13 protein-coding genes and 1 pseudogene are annotated in these 19,107 nt (G+C 36.6%); 13 read left to right on the top strand and 1 reads right to left on the bottom strand.

Annotation, left to right across the window (positions count from 1 at the left end):
* Positions 1 to 54: 54 nt before the first annotated feature.
* The 5 genes from KO521_RS04665 (at position 55) to KO521_RS04645 (ending at position 7,208) form a co-directional block, all read left to right on the top strand.
* Positions 55 to 2,265 (top strand): bifunctional alpha,alpha-trehalose-phosphate synthase (UDP-forming)/trehalose-phosphatase, encoded by a 2,211-nt coding sequence (locus KO521_RS04665; RefSeq protein ID WP_215938750.1) that lies wholly within the window; start codon positions 55 to 57, stop codon positions 2,263 to 2,265.
* Positions 2,266 to 2,281: 16 nt separating this feature from the next.
* Positions 2,282 to 3,469, top strand: coding sequence for a nuclear transport factor 2 family protein (locus KO521_RS04660; RefSeq protein ID WP_215938749.1), 1,188 nt, complete (start codon positions 2,282 to 2,284; stop codon positions 3,467 to 3,469).
* Complete coding sequence (locus KO521_RS04655; protein ID WP_215938748.1) at positions 3,423 to 4,646, top strand: MFS transporter; 1,224 nt, start codon at positions 3,423 to 3,425, stop codon at positions 4,644 to 4,646. The genes KO521_RS04660 and KO521_RS04655 overlap by 47 nt, the downstream gene beginning before the upstream one ends.
* Positions 4,647 to 4,981: 335 nt before the next feature.
* On the top strand, positions 4,982 to 6,058 hold the full coding sequence (locus KO521_RS04650) for an OmpA family protein (protein ID WP_215938747.1): 1,077 nt from the start codon (positions 4,982 to 4,984) through the stop codon (positions 6,056 to 6,058).
* A gap of 202 nt (positions 6,059 to 6,260) precedes the next feature.
* Positions 6,261 to 7,208, top strand: a complete 948-nt coding sequence (locus KO521_RS04645) for an SMP-30/gluconolactonase/LRE family protein (RefSeq protein ID WP_215938746.1) — start codon at positions 6,261 to 6,263, stop codon at positions 7,206 to 7,208.
* A gap of 64 nt (positions 7,209 to 7,272) precedes the next feature.
* Here the strand turns inward: KO521_RS04645 and KO521_RS04640 are convergent, their stop codons facing one another.
* Complete coding sequence (locus KO521_RS04640) at positions 7,273 to 7,767, bottom strand: hypothetical protein (protein WP_215938745.1); 495 nt, start codon at positions 7,765 to 7,767, stop codon at positions 7,273 to 7,275.
* Positions 7,768 to 8,019: 252 nt separating this feature from the next.
* Between KO521_RS04640 and KO521_RS04635 the strand changes: the two genes are divergently transcribed.
* The 8 genes and pseudogenes from KO521_RS04635 (at position 8,020) to KO521_RS04595 (ending at position 19,102) form a co-directional block, all read left to right on the top strand.
* Complete coding sequence (locus tag KO521_RS04635; RefSeq protein WP_215938744.1) at positions 8,020 to 8,934, top strand: NAD(P)-dependent alcohol dehydrogenase; 915 nt, start codon at positions 8,020 to 8,022, stop codon at positions 8,932 to 8,934.
* A 158-nt stretch (positions 8,935 to 9,092) separates the two neighbouring features.
* A complete protein-coding gene (locus KO521_RS04630) occupies positions 9,093 to 9,920 on the top strand; it encodes a PIG-L deacetylase family protein (RefSeq protein ID WP_215938743.1) in 828 nt (275 codons plus the stop codon).
* Positions 9,921 to 10,057: 137 nt separating this feature from the next.
* The gene (locus KO521_RS04625; protein WP_215938742.1) at positions 10,058 to 11,167 is read left to right on the top strand and encodes a polysaccharide lyase family 7 protein; all 1,110 of its coding nucleotides are present in this window, start codon (positions 10,058 to 10,060) and stop codon (positions 11,165 to 11,167) included.
* Between the two features lie 1,239 nt (positions 11,168 to 12,406).
* Positions 12,407 to 15,595 (top strand): annotated as a pseudogene (locus tag KO521_RS20400) (SusC/RagA family TonB-linked outer membrane protein).
* A 9-nt stretch (positions 15,596 to 15,604) separates the two neighbouring features.
* The gene (locus KO521_RS04610) at positions 15,605 to 17,371 is read left to right on the top strand and encodes a RagB/SusD family nutrient uptake outer membrane protein (RefSeq protein ID WP_215938739.1); all 1,767 of its coding nucleotides are present in this window, start codon (positions 15,605 to 15,607) and stop codon (positions 17,369 to 17,371) included.
* Between the two features lie 148 nt (positions 17,372 to 17,519).
* Positions 17,520 to 17,825: an ArsR/SmtB family transcription factor gene (locus tag KO521_RS04605; protein WP_194535582.1), complete on the top strand. Its 306-nt coding sequence runs from the start codon at positions 17,520 to 17,522 to the stop codon at positions 17,823 to 17,825.
* 50 nt (positions 17,826 to 17,875) lie between these two features.
* The gene (locus tag KO521_RS04600; RefSeq protein ID WP_194535583.1) at positions 17,876 to 18,112 is read left to right on the top strand and encodes a thioredoxin family protein; all 237 of its coding nucleotides are present in this window, start codon (positions 17,876 to 17,878) and stop codon (positions 18,110 to 18,112) included.
* Positions 18,113 to 18,124: 12 nt separating this feature from the next.
* Positions 18,125 to 19,102, top strand: a complete 978-nt coding sequence (locus tag KO521_RS04595) for a permease (protein ID WP_215938738.1) — start codon at positions 18,125 to 18,127, stop codon at positions 19,100 to 19,102.
* Positions 19,103 to 19,107 lie beyond the last annotated feature (5 nt).

Raw genomic sequence — 19,107 nt, 5'->3', positions numbered from 1 at the left:
TTTTTCACGAAATTTAGAGAAATTAAATATAAAACACAGCAAAATATCCAATTTATGGGCAAAACTATCATAATCTCAAATAGACTACCCGTTCAATTACAAATTAGCAACGGAGACATAACGGCCATACCAAGTGTAGGTGGTTTGGCAACAGGTATGAAGTCGGTCCATTCGGGTGGCGATAGCCTTTGGATTGGCTGGAGCGGACTAACCGAAGAGGAGATACCTGAGGAACTAGAACCTAAAATTGATGCGGCCCTTTCCGCGCACGGGTCCTCCAAAGTAAAGCTAACCGAGGAAGAAGTAGATGGTTTTTACTATGGTTTTAGTAACAGAACCATCTGGCCTTTGTTTCATTACTTTTTAGAATATTCAGAATTTCAATTAGATTATTGGAACACGTATAAAAAGGTGAATCAGAAATTCGCAGATGCTATTTTGGCAAATGCCGAGGATGGAGATACCATATGGGTTCATGATTACCAACTAATGTTAGTACCACAAATGGTACGCAAGGAAAGACCCAATGTCTCTATAGGGTTCTTTTTACATATCCCTTTTCCCTCTTTTGAAATTTTCAGAACCCTTCCGTGGCGTGAAGAACTTTTAGAAGGTGTACTAGGTTCTGACCTTATAGGTTTCCATACTTATGATTATGAAAGACACTTTCTTAGTTCGGTAAGGCGTTTATTAGGGCTAGAGGTTAGCTTTAATGATATTACCATGGGAGACCATCTTATTAAAGTAGATTCTTTCCCCATGGGAATTGATTACAAAAAGTTCAGTGATGCTGCCAAAACACACTATAACAAAGCCGAAAGCGAACAGTCAGAACTACAGCAGCGGTTGAACACACATAAAAAAACAGACCCGGATGCCAAGTTTTTCCTTTCTATTGACCGTTTAGATTATAGTAAAGGTATTGCCAAAAGATTAAATGCTTTTGAGTACTTCTTGAACAAATACCCGCAGTATAAAGAAAAGGTAAGACTAATTATCTTAGCCGTTCCTTCTCGTTCCAACGTACCACAATACCAATTATTAAAAAGAGAAATTGATGAGTTGGTAGGTCGTATAAATGGTGAGTTCTCAACAGTTAGCTGGACCCCCATTTGGTATTTTTATCGTTCTATGCCCTTTGAAAATCTTATAGATTTATATACTTCCAGTGATATTGCCTGGCTTACACCACTCCGTGATGGTATGAACCTTGTTGCCAAAGAATATATAGCGACCCGAACTGATAAGACCGGGGTTTTGATTTTAAGTGAAATGGCCGGGTCTGCAAACGAAATGAATGAATCACTGCTCATTAACCCTAATAATTTTGAACAGACCGCAGATGCTTTGCACGAGGCTATAAACATGCCTGTTGAAGAACAAAAAATGAGAAACACCGTCCTTCAAAAAAGATTAGCGCGTTACAATGTTGAAAAGTGGGCGAATGATTTTATGACTTCACTAAAATCTCAAAACGAACGCGATGCCGCTAATGTTTCCCATAGATTAACGGACAAAAGATTAGATTCTGTTTTAAAGGAATATACAGATGCTAACAAAAGGTTGTTATTCTTGGATTATGATGGCACCCTTGCCGGTTTCCATAACGACCCCCAAAAGGCAAGCCCTGATGAGCAACTTTATGAACTATTGGATGTTTTGAACAATCAACCTAATACAGTTCTTTATTTGATAAGCGGAAGGGACAAAGACACTTTCACCAAATGGTTCCTTCCTAAAAAATATAACATGATTGTTGAACATGGTGTTTGGATATCTCAAGAAGGAGAACCTTTTAGAATGTTGGAAAATGTAAAGAACGATTGGATGGAGCATGTGCGCCCCGTATTGGAATCGTTTGTTGATCGTACACCAGGAAGCTTTATAGAAGAGAAAAACTATAGCCTAGCATGGCACTACAGAAAGACCGATCCTGATTTTGGAAGTAAAAGGGCTATGGAGCTTTCGGAAACCCTTACCAGCCTTATTGGTACGGACGACCTAAGCTTACTAAACGGGAACAAAGTTGTTGAAGTAAAAAGTAGCAATGTAAACAAAGGGCGTGCTTCTACGCGTATTCTTGGCGAAGGGCAATATGATTTTGTTTTTGCGATAGGCGATGACTGGACGGATGAGTTCATGTTTCAAGAACTACCGGAAAGTACAGTTACCGTAAAGGTGGGACGCCAAAAGACCTCAGCCAAATATTACGTAGAGAACACTTTAAAAGTTAGAGATCTTTTGCAGAAATTTTCTAAACTGTAAATGCCAGCCCAACCAGATGAGAATAAAATACGTTCCATTACTAGCTTTGCTATTTTCTTTACCACACCTTTTTGCCCAACAAAATACAGAAGTGTACTTATTGGACATTAAGACGGTAAACGGTAAGACCGAAATTATCAACCCAAGAAATATAAGTAACAATGAAGGTTACGACAACCAACCTTCATTCTATAATGAAAACACTATTTTATTCTCATCCACTAGGAAGGGACAGACAGACATTGCCAAGTACGATGTTAAATCCGGCACACTAACTTATGTTTCCAATACGCCTGAGGGAAGTGAATATTCACCTTTAAAAATTCCTGGCAAAAATTCAGTTTCGGCAATTCGCCTAGACACTACCGGTCTACAACGACTGTATGAATATAGCGTCTGGGACGGGACTTCAACGGAAATTCTCAAAGACCTGAAAATTGGCTATCACGTTTGGTTTAATGAAGAAATAATTGTTTCGGCCGCCTTAGGAAACGAGGGTCTTAACCTTGTAATTTCCAATATTAAAAACGGAAGTCACGATACTATTTATAAAAACATAGGCCGTTCTTTACATAAAATTCCAGGAAAAAACCTCATTAGTTTTATTAGTAAAACTAATGAGTCATGGGAGGTAAAATCTTTGGATCCAAAAACCGGAAAGATTAAAACCATTACTACTATGTTCAAAAATACTGACGATGTGTGCTGGTTACATAACGGACATATTATTGCTGCCGATAATAAGACCTTAATGGAGATCGCTCCCGAAGATAGCAAAGAATGGAAACGTTTTTTACGACTGGATAAAAAAGGGCTGAATAACATTAGCCGTATCGCGGTAAGTCCTAACGGAAGCCACTTAGCTCTTGTTGTTGAGCAAACTCCCGAAGCTATTGTCCAAAACCAGTTGGACGCCTATAACGCCAGAAATTTAAAAGCCTTTGTCAATACATATTCAAAAGACATAAAAGTATATAATTTTCCAAACCAGCTTAGCTATGAAGGCAAAGATGCCCTAACAGATCGATATAAATCGTTTTTTGAATCCACTCCGGATTTACATTGTAAAATAAAGAACCGCATTATCATTGGAAACAAAATAATAGATAAAGAAAAGATTACCATAAACGGAGAAACCCATTGGGCAGTTGCCATTTATGAAGTGGAAAACGGCAAGATTGCCAAGGTCACTTTTGTTCGGTAAACTATTGAAACCACGCGCTCATATACTCCCCATAATCATCCTCTCGCAATTTGCCTGCACCTCTTTATGGTTTGCCGGCAATGCCATTGTAGATGAGCTGACTCTAAAAACGGGATTAGGGCCAGAAATTATTGGTTACGTACTATCTTCCGTACAATTGGGTTTTATCATTGGCACTTTGGTTTTTGGCCTTTTTATGATTGCCGATAGGTTTTCACCTTCACGAGTATTTATGATTTGCTCTGTTTTAGCAGCGCTCTGCAATTTTCTATTGCTTTCCGAAGTACTATCTAAGTGGACACTCCTCTTTGCCCGTTTTGGCACAGGTTTTTTTCTTGCCGGTATTTATCCCGTAGGAATGAAAATAGCAGCAGATTATTATCAAAAAGTACTAGGTAAAGCTTTGGGGTATTTAGTAGGAGCACTAGTTTTGGGAACTGCATTTCCGTATTTTGTAAGTGGTACTAGTTTGGGAAGCGATTTTACTTTGGTCATAAAAATAACCTCGGCACTCGCAATAATAGGCGGTTTGGTATTATGGATGTTTGTACCCAACGGCCCTTTTAGGAAGCCTAGCTCTAAATTATCCCTAGGTGCCGGACCCTTGCTTTTTAAACTCCATAGTTTTAGACAGGCTGCCTTTGGTTACTTTGGCCATATGTGGGAACTTTATGCCTTTTGGGCCTTTACACCACTGGCCATACAAACCTATAACGATATAAGCAGTTCCGAACTCTCCGTCGCCCTATCTACAGGTATTATTATTGCCTTAGGCGGCCTCTCATGTGTTTTAGGTGGATTAATATCCTTGAGGAATGGCAGCCGTAAAGTGGCGGTGATATCATTACTCCTTTCCGGTCTTTTCTGCTTGCTTTCTCCCCTACTCTTTGTTCTTCCTACTTCATTATTTTTAATAGGATGGGGATTTTGGGGTATGGCGGTCACGGCAGATTCTCCACAATTCTCAAACTTAGTAGCTGGCTCAGTACCACCAGAACTAAAAGGTACGGCCTTGACGCTCGTAAACTGTATTGGCTTTGCCGTGAGCATCTTCAGCATACAGTTACTTTCTGCCCTAGCGGAGACAATTAATGTCACCTACCTATTTACTGTATTGGCTTTAGGCCCTGCCATTGGGCTTTTTGGACTACTTGGCCAGAAACAGGATAAAGCCTAGATTAAACAATTCAAACTACATTTATAGGTTATAAGCACTTTAAATGTATATCTAATTTGCATTAAAATTTCGCATCTAAACCATCAATTGTATGAAGAATTAAGGTTGTTGGCCTTTTGTCGATTAGCCAGTTAAACTAGCAGAGATCAGCACGGAAAACTACTATATAAAACCAACGGAAATATCACCTAAAGTACTGGTTTTAACAATAATAGACTATATTAAACGTTAAATACTATGTAAGAATAAACCTATACAAGTATATGGTAATAAACTACACATTCCCCATTTCTAACAAAAATATAGTTGTCATTTTTCTACTAACATGCACAGTATTGTGCCATTCACAAAATCTAGTAGTAAACCCCAGCTTCGAGGAATTTATTGCCTGCCCTGATAATTTGGGTATTGCAAAGGATAACATAGTAGGATGGTCCGTACCCACAAACGGAACTACGGACTATTTTAATACCTGTAGCGTTGCCATGGGCGTGCCCTATAACTTTAATGGAAATCAACAACCAAAGAACGGGGTGGGATATTTGGGCTTTTACTTGTTTGCTGCCAATGATTATCGAGAATTTGCGCAGGGTCAATTAATGGAACCTCTTGTAAAGGATACTGAATATATAGTCAGTTTCTATATTAGTCTGGCCGAAAAATCTAAATATGGTCTAAAATATATAGGAGTTCTATTCTCTGAGAACGAGCTAACCAAGTCAAATTCCAAATCTTTAATAAAATATATAAAGCCAGAGTCGGGAGTGATCAATTTTACAGAAATTGGAAATCCCAAATACTTTGCGGACAAAGAGGAATGGATGTACATATCCTTTAAAACAAAGGCAAGGGGAGGTGAACTTTTTTTTACGATCGGCAACTTTAGAAACAACCTATCTACGGTAAAGAGTACTACTAAAGGAATTAAAAGTGCTGGCTATTATTATTTGGACATGGTATCTATTAAACCGGTTATGAATGATCCTTTTGATAGAGATTTGCAGCTAGATACAAACTATGTGCTGAATGATGTTCTTTTTAAAACTAACGAGTATTCTTTGGACGAGAAGGCCAAGAATAGTCTTAAAACGTTGGCCGAAAAATTGAAAAATGATCCATCATTACACTTAACGGTTCATACACATACGGATACTGACGGATCAGACCAATATAACAAATCACTTTCTACAAAACGAGCATTGGCCATAACACAATATTTAGTTCTATTGGGTGCAGACAAAGAACGTTTGGATTTTCTTGGTCATGGTGGAGAAAAACCTATTGCCGACAACTCGCAACCCGAAGGCAAGAAAAAAAACCGCAGAGCGGAATTCCAACTTTCTAGAGGCCAATTCAAGGATGTAAAAATGAACACCGGCTTTGCCGAGACTATTTTTGAAGACGAACAGTAGAGTTTACTCGGAGCCATTATTTTATACTACGCAGTTCTAATTTAAACTGAATTCTTTAGCGAGAATGGCACAAGCTTTGGCCATGGCATAAGCAAACAACACCCTTTAATGTATATTATGCTATTCTGTAAGAATCTAAGTACATAAATATTATATTGCAGAAGTAAACTGCAAACGAGCAGCTTGCCAAACAAGAACAAGAATGCTGAATATTAAATCACTTTTTTTCTTTTTAGCCTTAATCTGGTTAAACTCCTGTTCAGGTCAAAAAATGGAATTGATTGAACTCCCTTTTGAACAAGATCTATTTCCCGAAGGAATTACATTAGATAGCAGAACTAAAACAGTATATCTGAACAGTCTTAAAAATAACAAAATAGTCAGTAGCTCTATTGATGGAAGTAATCCTAAGACATTTCTAGAAACTAACGAATATAATTATCTGTCTGGCTTTGGAATGACAATAAAAGGAGATACCTTATATGCTCTTGGCAATACATTACCAGAAGATGAAAACAGTTCTATTCTTTTGCTTTTACAACTTTCTACAGGAGAACTTATTGATTCCTACACTCTCAACGATTCAGATTTTCATTATTGGAACGATTTAGCCGTTAGTTCTACTAATGAGATTTTTATAACGGATTCTGAAAGTAATAAAATCTATAAAATAAAAAGACCTGATAAAAGCATAGCGGTTTTTTTAGATAATAAAGCTATTCCAAACTGCAACGGGATTACTATTTCCCCTAATGAGAAACATCTATACTTGGCATCAAATAATGGAATTGCTATTGTTGATCTGTCGTCCAAAGAACTAATGAATAAACCTAGAGAGGAGTATTCCAGTATAGATGGTTTAAAATATCATAAAAATAATTTATACGGAATAGTAAACGGTTGGGATGAACAATCCCAAAACGGACTGTTTAAATTTAAGCTGAATCCTACTGGTACGGAAGTTTTAAAGAGCAAAAAATTAACCGCATTTACGAAGGATTTCAGAATTCCTACCACCTTTGACATTTGCGACGGTCACATCTATTTTATCACCAATACTCAAATAGATAATTTAGACGGTAACACAAATAAGATTATAGACACAAACAAGCTAGAACACTATAGAATGATGAAAATTAAAGTGGAATGAAATATCTTGTATAAAAAAAGGTGAAGTATTTAGCTTCACCTTAATACTATGCTACAGAAACTATTTATTTTTGACAAAGTGTTGCTGTAAATGCACCTTCAATATCATTTTCTGCTTCAGAGTCGCCTCCTCTTACTCTTCCTGAAATACTTGTTTCCGTAACTTCGGTAATAATTACCTCTGCTCCAAAAAAGGAAGCCGTTCCTGAATCTTCTCCATCTTTATAAAAGAAATAAGGGCCTTTTCCGTCATATTCTCCAGGTGTTAATTCTGTGTCAGATGCTACGAAAAAAGAAATATCTCCTATAGATTGAAACTCATCACATTCTTCCGTTTCACTAAAAAGTTTGAATTCATAACCTGCATCTCCAAAACTTTCTCCTTTTGTAAAATGTGTAGTTGCAGGTGTAAAGGCTTCAGAATTTAAAAAACCCGATACGGCTGCTGTACTAATTTCAGCTTCTTTAGAACCTTCTTCCTCTCCATCATCTGTGGAACAGGAAATAAAAAAGGTACTACATGCCAATAAAAGACTTGGGATAATAAACTTACGTTTCATTTATTTTTTTTTAAAGTTTAGAATAGATGTAACGGTTTAAAATCCCTTTTATTTAGTTTAACCACATCTATTCTTATACCCCTTACTCGTATTGATACACTTAAAGAAGTATAAAAACCAAATCAATCCATTTGCGTATTTTTATACTAATCCAAATCTAGAGGCCTCACATTTCCTCTTGATTATATTAAAAATTACCTTCTTTTGTTGAGTTCCAAAAGCTTCCCCATTTAAACATAAACATGATTATTTATGAAAGCTATAGTTTATACTGCATATGGTCCTCCAGAAGTTCTTAAGTTAAGAGAAGTGAATAAACCACATCCAAAAGACAATGAAATTCTAGTCAAGATTCATGCAGCAACCGTTACTTCTGGCGATGTGCGCCTTCGAAACTCAGATTTTCCGGCACTTTTCTGGTTACCCGCAAGACTAATATTCGGTCTTTTTAAACCAAAAAAGAGCATCTTGGGTCATGAATTATCCGGAGTAATTGAAAACAAAGGAAAAAATGTAACCAAATTTGCTATTGGTGACCACGTTTTTGGAACTTCAACAATGCTTAATACTGGTTCTTACGCGGAATATATTTGTTTACCACAAGAGTGGAAACATGGAGTGGTTGATATTAAACCGAAAAACCTCAATTTCAATGAAGCTGCCGCCTTGCCTATTGGAGCTATGACGGCTATGTATTTATTAGAAAAAGCAAATGTAAGTAAGGCTCAAAATGTATTGATTTATGGCGCCTCTGGTAGCGTAGGAAGCTATGCTGTTCAACTTGTAAAGTATCACAGTACTTCCGTAACAGCAGTATGTAGCGCTCCAAATTTTGAAATGGTCAAATCTCTGGGTGCGGACAATTTAATAGATTATAAAAAAGAAGACTATTCACTACTATTAGAAAAGTTCGATATTGTTTTTGATGCAGTTGGTAAAACAAGTAAATCAAAAGCCAAAAAGGTTCTGACTAAAGGCGGAAGATTTGTTTCAGTAAAAATGCTGACCAAAGAAAAACCCGAACACCTTTCAAAAATCAAAACACTTGCTGAGGAGGGAAAACTGATTCCTTTCATTGACAAAACTTATCCATTAGAAGAAATAGTTACTGCTCATAAATATGTAGATCAGGGACACAAAAAAGGCAATGTTGTAATTGAAATATGAAGGTGAAGTGCATTTCACTTCATTAGTTATTACCACATGAAAATAAGCTTAGAATCCCACTAGCAGAAATATGTTATAAACTGAGACGCTACAACTTTGTTAACTATCTACCAGAACTCACATTTAAAACAATATATTAGTGTCCTAAACCTAATAGTTTGAAAACACTACTACCAACCCTTTGTCTCATACTTACGTTGTTTTCATGCCACAGTCAAAAGCAAACAAAAAAGGAGAACAAACAACCGACCAATACTGATAAGACCTTAATGGCAATATTTGCTCATCCGGATGATGAGATTGTAATTTCTCCCATCCTCTCCAAATATGCCAAGGAAGGTGCTTCTATTCATTTAGTAATTGTTACCGATGGCTCTAAAGGAGTTACGCCGCATGCTAATATCCCTGCTGGAGATTCACTTGCTAGCATACGCGCTCAAGAAGCTTTGTGTGTTACAAAAGTACTGGGTATCAACCCTCCTATTTTTTTAAATTATACCGATGGTGATTTAGCATTGAATGAAAACCTATTTTCATTAGATGATAAAATTGACAGTTTATTCATAAAACACCAACCTGAAGTGGTCATTACCTTTGGCCCTGGTGGAGAATATGGTCATTCTGACCATCGTATGGTCAGCAATATCGTTACAGAAGTTTTTCAGAGGGAAGCATCAGAGACGCAACAACTACTTTATTATGGCTTTCCTAACGAATCTAAAAACAAGGAACTAAGTTTAAAAACAGATTTGGTGAAGTGGTTCAATGAAAATTTAAAAACTACTCAAAAGAGATTTCTAACCTATAGGTTACCCTTTAGCGAAGAAGATTTAAAATTGGGACATGAAGCATCTAGTTGCCATACATCTCAATACACCGCTGAAGCCATAGATGATTTATTTACAATGATAAAGCAAACAGATAGCTTAATATACTTTAGACCTTGGAATGGCTCTAAAGCAATAAAGGAGCATGTTTTTGACTAGAAAATGGAATACAACCAGTACTTGGTATTAAGACAAATAGCTTATTCTACATAATAGCACTAAATTTTAAAGTAGTACATTTCACGAGATATATAGTGATTTAAAAACAGAAGTATTTAAAATCAAACACTAACAAAATGAATAAAAAAATTAGCACATCTTTAGCAACGTTATTAACCCTTGGAATTTTCCTTGCACTTCATAGCTGCGGTGATACCGGAAAAAAAACAAATACTTCAACGACTGATGCAGATGATAAAGAAATTGTAAAAACCGTTTACGCAAGTGACGTTATTCCGTTTTTTGATCATTGGAAATTGATTTTAGGTGATGGCTCAAATGTAGGTATCGCAAACAATTTTGAGAACAAAGATTTCTTTTACACAAAAAATGATGGCAATAGTGATTGGATTGTATTTAAGGCTCCCAATGGAGGAAATACCCACGGGACCTCAAATAATACAAGAACTGAATTGGCGCAAATAAAAAAATGGTATCCAAAAACCGCTAATGATAAATTAACAGCTACACTTAAAGTAATGAATGTATCTGCTACCGGTGATGCTCGCGTAGCTGCTACTTACGCCGTAGTGGTAGGACAAATCCATAGTGCGGATGAATTTGAGAATGAACCGCTTAAAATATTTTACAAGAAATTTCCTGGTCATACCAAAGGTTCTGTTTTTTGGCATTATGAAATCAATACGGCAGGTGATGATAATTCTAAAAGATGGGATTATTCCTCAGCTGTTTGGGGAAATGACTTTTCTGTTGTTGGTAGTGATACAAACACTTACCCAGAAGAACCTGAGGATGGTATTGCATTAGGGGAAGAGTTTAGTTATGAAATAGAAGTTAAGGATGGGATAATGAACTTAACATTTACTAGTAACGGACACGAAACCAAAACCTTTACAAAAAACTTAATCGAATCAGAGTTCACAACAAAGGCAGACATACCAGAGCAAACACAGAAATTATTTGTGCCAATTGGTCAAGATGGTGTAGAACGTAAAGAAGCATATGCTGGCGAAGGTTGTTTCTTTAAACTTGGTGCCTATAACCAAACAAATGGAAAATCTCCCGAAGTGAATATGAACTGGTGTTCTGGTGCCGAAACGCATGGTGGTGATATTCAAAAACAATATGCAGACGGAAACTATGCCGAAGTTTGGTTTAAAACAGGAAGTATTCAAGTAAGTGATGCGTCTGTATCTAATGAAGGTTATTTTACTAAAAACGATTAGAAGACCTCCAATATTTTCTAGGTTTTGAAAATGGCTTTGTCCTAGAATATAGTGAGAACAAACTAGAGAATTTATAGTTTTTGAGATACCTAAGTTAAAGAAGAGGCTTTTTGAAGAAGGAAGTTAAGTGCTCTAACCAAAATAACATGCTCCAGGTGGTCACAATCTTTATAATTATAATGCTTTAAATTATAGACGACCATCTAAAACAATTTAATTAACTAATTATCAAACAATTAAAATAAATATAGTAAATAAATACTGATTTCACTATATCTTACTGAAGTGTAAGCCGAATTAAAATCTTCAATGTCTATACAACATTTTGTATAATGAAATCTTAAAAAGGGTATCATACTACTAATAAAAGGTAATTTTCGCATATTATACATACAAAAATTACATTTATTTTACTTAAATTAAATTTTAATTGCCATTTTCTTATTTAAAATGGCGAAATTCAATTAATTACTCAGTTACACTTACACTTTATAACCAACCCAATCAAAGAGCATACACGCATACTCTAATTTTAAAACTTCATGCATAATATGAAGTAACCATAGTATTAGAGTTTTAACACCAGTTGATTATTTCTAAATGGCTAGTCATCTTAGTCTTTTCAACTATAATAGTAGTAAGAACAGCTACTTTCAATTTGTACTCAAAACTATCAACTCAACAAAAATCGCTCATGAAAAATCCAACCATTTTAATTCGCAGTAAAAGTTTCACTATTAAATTTCACCCTACTCCTTTTAGTTTTTAATATTAGAACTGCCGCAATTTTGACAATAAAAGGCTTAGCTAAGACTGAATTCTAGTTTTGCTATATGGTAGAAAAAAATCTATGTTTTTCTAGGATTTCTTTTAAGCTAGTTTGTTTATAAATTCTTGAAAAAGAGGTGAAAATTTTCCAACAATTTTAGCACTACCCAACTCCCTTAATCTCTCTAGTTTCAATATTTTTTTGTCAAAACTGAAGTGAATCTCCAAAAGTCAAAATTAAATATTTGTCAACCAAACAGTTACAAAAGTGTTAAATTATCAGAAATCAATTCGTTTATTTGTGTTAAAAGTACACTTAAAACGTTTGGAGCATCTATTTGTATTTACATTCAAAAAGTCTCATGAATAATAATTCGTACTATTTCATTGATGCTTTACCGGCCATATGGTATCAAAGTTCTGCTGAAATATTCATAGGCAACTCAAAATTATCAACTAAATAAACCAAGTATGAAAAATCAACTAACTTATTTTTTAAGGAAATTTCCGCTTTTCGGACTGTTTCTCTTAATTATTGGGCTTCAAAGTTTGGAAGCTCAGCAAAAAGTAACAGGAACAGTCACAGACGAAACAGGAGCTCCACTGCCAGGAGCCAGTATTGTCGTACAAGGCACAACAAACGGTACACAGACAGATTTTGACGGTCTTTACACCTTAAACGACGTAGAAGGCAATGCAACATTGCTCTTTAGCTATGTTGGTTTTAATTCTTTAGACGTACCAGTAAACAATCAAACTACGTTAAATGTTGTCTTAAAAGAAGATGCTGCCAAATTGGATGAAGTAGTTGTGGTTGGGTATGGTACCCAGAAAAAATCTGCGATTACTGGTTCGGTGGTAAAAATTGACGCCAAAGACCTTACAAAGGTCTCGGTAGCAAATACAACCGAGCTCATTGGTGGTCGTGTAGCTGGGGTTATAACAAAGCAAACTTCCGGTGTGCCAGGTGATGACGCAACCACTTTAAATATTCGTGGCTTTGGTACTCCACTAGTACTGGTAGACGGAATGGAAATGAGTTTAGACCGTATAGACCCCAACGAAATTGAATCAATCAACGTCCTAAAAGATGCATCAGCAGCAATCTATGGTGCCAGGGCCGGTAACGGTGTAATCTTGGTGACTACCAAAAGAGGAAGGGTTGGCAAGCCTGTTATTTCCTACTCTGGCATCACAAGTTTTCAACAACCTACTACTTGGAGAAACAGTGTAAACGGAGGTCAATTCGTTGAAATGCAGAATGAAGGTGGTGCGGCCAGTTATACCCCAGAAGAAATTGCATTATATAAAGCAGAGGCTCCCGGCTATGAAAGTTATGATTGGGAACGTGCTGTTTTTAGGTCTTGGGCTCCTATGAACCAACACAACTTAAGTGTAAGGGGTGGGTCCGAAGCTGTGCGTTTCTTTACTTCACTGGGAACCTTAAAGCAAGATGGGCAATTTAAATCAGGAGATTTAAATTATTCCAGAATAAACGTCCGTTCCAACGTTGATGCAAAAATTAATGAGAGCTTGTCTTTTGGTATTGATATCAGCTACAGAAGGGACAAAACATCTGAGCCAGGTGCAGATTTGGCTACGGTATACAATTCCATTACCGTTTCTGAGCCAATTTTACCTCCGTTTATTCCAGGATATCCAGAGTTGGCCGCGAATAGCGGGGGCGGGTTTAATAATAGAACTGCTACCGGTAACGCTTCCCGTGAGTTATCTGGCTTTATTGATAAAAACAATGAAGTTCTCACCGGTAGAATTCAATTAAACTACGAATTTCCTTTCTTAAAAGGATTGTCTGCTAAAGGTGTAATCAATTATAATTCACAAACTAGACAGACCAAAGATTTGGACAAACGTATTATTGTATATGAATATGATAGAGAAACCCAAGAACCTGTTGCGGTGGGTGCAAGAAACACAAATGATTTAAATGAAGAGCTTTACCAATTCAAAAGTTTTTATCCTAGTATCTCTTTAAACTTTGATCGTGAATATGGTAATCATTCCGTTAAGGGCTTACTGTGAACAGAAACCATTGATGAAAAAATCCTGAACCAGGAATCGGGTCGTCTCAATCTTTTGACTACCGATCTTCCCTATTTAGATTTTGGTTCAGAATTAGGAATAACCAACTCGGGTAATGCTATAGAATTTGGTAGATCTAGTGTTGTTGGTCGATTGAATTATGGGTATAAGAACAAATATTTCTTAGAAGGATCTTTCAGGTATGATGCTACCAGTAATTTTGCAGCGGATAGCAGGTGGGGATTCTTCCCCAGTGCTTCAGCAGCATGGCGAATTTCGGAAGAGAGCTTTATAAAGGATAATGCAACTTTTGTTGATAATCTCAAGTTACGGGTGTCTTATAGTAAAACGGGGAATGATAGAATTTTTAAAGATGATGGTACACCTGATTATTTTAGATATTTATCTGCTAATGAAATTCAAACAGGGGTTTTAAGTTCATATCTTTTTAGACCTACCGGCCTTTCTACCGCCATTGCCACTAGTGGTTTGGCAAACCCTTTTGTTACGTGGAGAGATCTTACCACTTATAACATAGGTCTAGACGCCAGTTTTTGGAACGGATTATTAGGCTTAGAGCTTGATGTGTTCTACAGATTGCAAGAGGGTATCTTTGCTACTCCCTTAGATCAATTCCCTAGTACTTTTGGAGCTGAGTTGCCCCAGGTAAACCAAAACTCAACTAACAACCGTGGTTTTGATTTGGTAGTAACGCACAGAAATACCATTGGCAAGAAATTCAAATATGATATGGGTTTCTCTTTTGGTCTAGCTCGCGAAAAATATAAAAATTGGCCAGTTGAAGAGGTAATTGAGGCATTTGCTGAATCTCCAGAAGAATTGAACGACCCAGAGTTTATTAATCGTTTCAATTTAACACAGCAACGAAATGGAAATTGGGTAAATAGAAATATTGGTTACCGAACGGATGGTATTTTTATGAATCAGGCTGAAATAGATGCTCATACCGTAGACCAGTCCTTATTAGCCGGTGGTACCGGTAATGATAGACTTAATCCTGGTGATATACGCTATGTAGATCTTAACGGTGATGACAAGATTGATTTTAGGGATTTAGACGAAATAGGCAAAGGCGGATTACCAGATATTGTATACGGTTTAAATATGAACATGTCCTATGGCAATTTCTCTATTTCCACACTTTTTCAAGGTGCAACTGGGTTCAACTTTAATATCACTGGCGGAGCAAGAAATATCCTTATCAATAATAGTATTCCTTTTGAATATCAATATGACTATAGATGGGCGCCCGACCCCAATAATCCTGATGTAAATATTAATCCAAACGCTATATTACCTGCAAGTACTGATTCTGGGTTAACCCAGAATAACGATAAAACCTCTGATTTTTGGTTACAAGACGGTACGTATCTGCGACTAAAAAATCTAAACATAGGTTATGATATACCAAGAGATGTACTCAATAAAATGGGAATGCAACAGCTACGCTTATTTGTATCTGCCTCTAATTTAGTGACATGGAACAAATTAGGGATCTATAAAGATTCTTTTGATTCAGAGGGTCCTACAACGCAAAATGGAGCCAGATATCCTTTGCTGAAAACAATTTCTTTAGGAGTAAATATTTCACTTTAAAAAAAAATCATGAAAAAACTTAATTTTATTTTGATTTCGTTTTTGATGCTTCTCGCATCATGCGAAGATGTACTTGATAAAGAACCTCTGGATAGAATACCGGAGAATAGTGTATGGCTAGATCAAAACTTGACCGATGCCTACCTGACCGATGTTTATTCTAATGTGGTCTTCAAAAGACTAAGTGCCGGCAATAGCGGAAACCATGTAGGTTTTGGTTTAATCTCTGGTATGTCTGATGAGCTTACGCAATTTGCTCCGTGGCAGGAACCGAATATTGCCATAGCAACCCCTATGAATTCACAGACCCTTTATGAACCACTCAATTATTGGAAATACGATGTGATTAGAAAGGCTAATATCTTTATAGAAGAAGTAGGAAATTCTGAATTGGACGAAGACTTCAAGAAAAAAAGAATTGCCGAGGCAAGATGGATAAGAGCCTACCTATATTTTGAAATGGTGAAACGTTGGGGAGGAATACCTTTAATTACAGGTGTTCAAAACTTAACCGATGACCCAGAAACCATATTTATACCTAGAAATACGGAGCAAGAAATCTATGATTTTGTTGATGCTGAAATGAATGCCATTTTCAATGATTTACCGAACAAAGGAGACACCGAGGGCGGTCGTGTGAACAAGTGGGCTGTTAAGGCCCTGCAAAGTAGAGCTATGTTATTCGCGGCCAGTATCGCACGTTTTGGAACAGTTCAATTAGACGGTATAGTAGGTATGCCCGAAGCATCAGAAACGACCTATTGGCAAAAATCTTATGATGCTTCTAAAGAATTAATCGAGAACAGCCCATTGAGCTTGTACGAAAAATTTGATGACCCTGTAACAAACCATCACCAGCTTTTTATAGATGAGATCGAAGATAATCCTGAAGTGATTTTTACCGAACGTTATGATGCAGGTTCGGGTCTTGGTCAGAGTCATGCTCTTCTAGCAGTTCCTGCGGAATTTGCCACAGGATGGAATTCAAATTTTAGGGTTTTTCTGGATATAGCCGAGAAATTTGAATTTGAGGATGGTACTACAGGCGCAATTCCGCGGGATCAATATGCAGCTCAGGAGTGGGATATGGACGAACTTTTCAATAATCGTGACCCAAGATTCAAAGCCGCGTTCTTTTATAACGGTACTGACTTCTGGGATAGAAAAGCCTACTTTCATGAAAGCAGTTTAGTAAATGGCGAAGTTGTAACTTCTGGCGTATTGCCAGATGGGATGGCTGCAAAAGTAGCAAATAGAACGTTTGAAGCTAGACCTAAGCCGTTACGTCATGGCTTTTTACTACGTAAGTTTTTAGATGAAAGCACGGGCTCTCAATTAGATGATGATCAATCTAGTGAAGATTTTCATATTTTTAGATTAGGGGAAACCTATTTAAATATGGCGGAAGCTGCTTTTTACTTGGGTAAAACAGACGAGGCTCTAACATTGGTCAATAGAATTCGCCAACGTGCGGGAATGCCGCCTAAGTTAGTAATAGATGAAGAAACTATACGTAATGAACGTGCTGTGGAACTTGTTTTTGAGGAACATCGTTTTTGGGATATCCGCAGGTGGCGAATAGCTGTAGATGTGTTGAACGATAAAATGATGATGGGTCTTAAATTCGTGTACAATCACGACACGGGTAAATTTAAAATCGAAGTTAAAAACGCCCTTAGTAACCCTAGAGTGTTCTTGCCTGAAAATTATTATTATCCTTTGACCTTTGATAAGATTTCTGATAACCCGAAGTTTGTGGAAAATCCAGGGTATTAAATTATAGTATTGAGTTGATGTTAGTTTTAGAAAGCCGCCTATACCATAAGCGGCTTTCTTATGTCATCTTAAAAAATAAAAAAATCCACTAATGTGACTTAAGTCACATTAGTCCTAAAAAATCCATCGTAAATTTACGATAGTTAATATGAAACGAAATCTAGAGCACATAGAATACAAGAAAGATACAGAGGCATTGGCAAAATTTGCTAAAGCCTTAGGACATCCTACACGTATTGCTATTTTAAAGCATCTTGAAAAACAATCTTGCTGTTTTACTGGAGATTTGGTAGAGGTCTTTCCTTTGGCACAGTCAACGGTTTCACAACATTTAAAAGAATTAAAAAATGTGGGTCTTATTCAAGGAGAATTAAAACCACCTAAAATAAAATACTGTATCAATCAAGAAAACTGGACTATTGCAAAATCATTATTTCAAGATTTTTTTAGTTGATATTTTTTAATAATCCTATCGCTTATTTGCGATAGACAAATTAAATAGCTATGTCTAAAACAATTAAAATACTAGGAACTGGGTGTCCCAAATGTCAATCTATGACAGGTGTTGTTAAGGATGTTATTTCAGAAAATAACATTGATGCCACTATTGAAAAAGTTGAGGATATTATGGAAATCATGAAGTACAACGTAATGTCTACTCCTGCATTAGTTGTAGATGATGTAATTACAATAAAAGGACGTGTACCTTCAAAAGAAGAAGTGTTGGCGCTCGTCAAATAACAACTTGTCATCATGTTCGATTGGATTCAAAACAGTGCAGATTGGTTCGTTTATGATGTCTTAAATTTAGACAAAGGGCAACATTTAGCTGAAGCCCTAAACTTCTTTATTTATGACACTACAAAGATTCTAATTCTCCTTTTTGTCGTTATCTTTTTAATGGGTATCGTAAACAGTTACTTCCCTATAGACAAGGTAAAAAGTTATTTATCGCGGAATAAATTATACGGATTAGAATACCTCATGGCAAGTCTCTTTGGCGTTGTAACACCTTTTTGTTCTTGTTCGTCCGTTCCTTTATTTATTGGGTTCGTAAGAGGTGGTATACCTTTAGGAGTAACCTTTGCTTTTCTCATTACCTCACCCCTTGTAAATGAAGTTGCTATTGGACTTTTTGTAGGTTTATTCGGAATAGAAACTACCATTATTTACGTGATAAGTGGGGTTTTATTAGGTACTGTATCTGGTGTAATTCTTCAGCAATTAAAACTAGAAAGATTTTTGACACCTTGGGTAAAGGAAGTTTTGGCCACTGCCCAAAGAGACCAAGATACCTTTATTGCGGAAAAACAGACTTTACAACAACGATTACCCATTATATGGGATGAAGTACTAAAAATTCTTAAAGGCATTATCCCTTATGTGATAGTAGGTATCGCTATTGGCGGATTGATGCACGGTTATATTCCTGAAGGATTTTTTGAACAATATATGGCCAAGGACAATCTTTTTGCCGTTCCTATCGCTACTATTTTAGCCGTTCCCATGTACTCAAATGCATCGGGCATACTTCCTGTAGTTCAAGTACTGGTGGTAAAAGGTATCCCTTTGGGTACTGCCATTGCATTTATGATGGGCGTGGTTGGTCTTTCCTTGCCGGAAGCTATGCTACTTAAGAAGGTAATGACCCTAAAACTAATTGCTATCTTCTTTGCCGTAGTCACGCTTTGCATCATCATTTCAGGCTATTTATTTAACTTTCTCTTATAACCACT

The organism is Zobellia uliginosa (assembly GCF_018860745.1).
GTDB lineage: Bacteria > Bacteroidota > Bacteroidia > Flavobacteriales > Flavobacteriaceae > Zobellia > Zobellia uliginosa_B.
This window is presented reverse-complemented; position numbering and strand designations above follow the sequence as displayed.

Coding starts and splice junctions, on each gene's coding strand:
- KO521_RS04665 (WP_215938750.1), top strand. CDS start 55: ATGGGCAAAACTATCATAATCTCAAATAGACTACCCGTTCAATTACAA.
- KO521_RS04660 (WP_215938749.1), top strand. CDS start 2,282: ATGAGAATAAAATACGTTCCATTACTAGCTTTGCTATTTTCTTTACCA.
- KO521_RS04655 (WP_215938748.1), top strand. CDS start 3,423: ATGAAGTGGAAAACGGCAAGATTGCCAAGGTCACTTTTGTTCGGTAAA.
- KO521_RS04645 (WP_215938746.1), top strand. CDS start 6,261: ATGCTGAATATTAAATCACTTTTTTTCTTTTTAGCCTTAATCTGGTTA.
- KO521_RS04640 (WP_215938745.1), bottom strand. CDS start 7,767: ATGAAACGTAAGTTTATTATCCCAAGTCTTTTATTGGCATGTAGTACC.
- KO521_RS04635 (WP_215938744.1), top strand. CDS start 8,020: ATGAAAGCTATAGTTTATACTGCATATGGTCCTCCAGAAGTTCTTAAG.
- KO521_RS04625 (WP_215938742.1), top strand. CDS start 10,058: ATGAATAAAAAAATTAGCACATCTTTAGCAACGTTATTAACCCTTGGA.
- KO521_RS04610 (WP_215938739.1), top strand. CDS start 15,605: ATGAAAAAACTTAATTTTATTTTGATTTCGTTTTTGATGCTTCTCGCA.
- KO521_RS04605 (WP_194535582.1), top strand. CDS start 17,520: ATGAAACGAAATCTAGAGCACATAGAATACAAGAAAGATACAGAGGCA.
- KO521_RS04600 (WP_194535583.1), top strand. CDS start 17,876: ATGTCTAAAACAATTAAAATACTAGGAACTGGGTGTCCCAAATGTCAA.
- KO521_RS04595 (WP_215938738.1), top strand. CDS start 18,125: ATGTTCGATTGGATTCAAAACAGTGCAGATTGGTTCGTTTATGATGTC.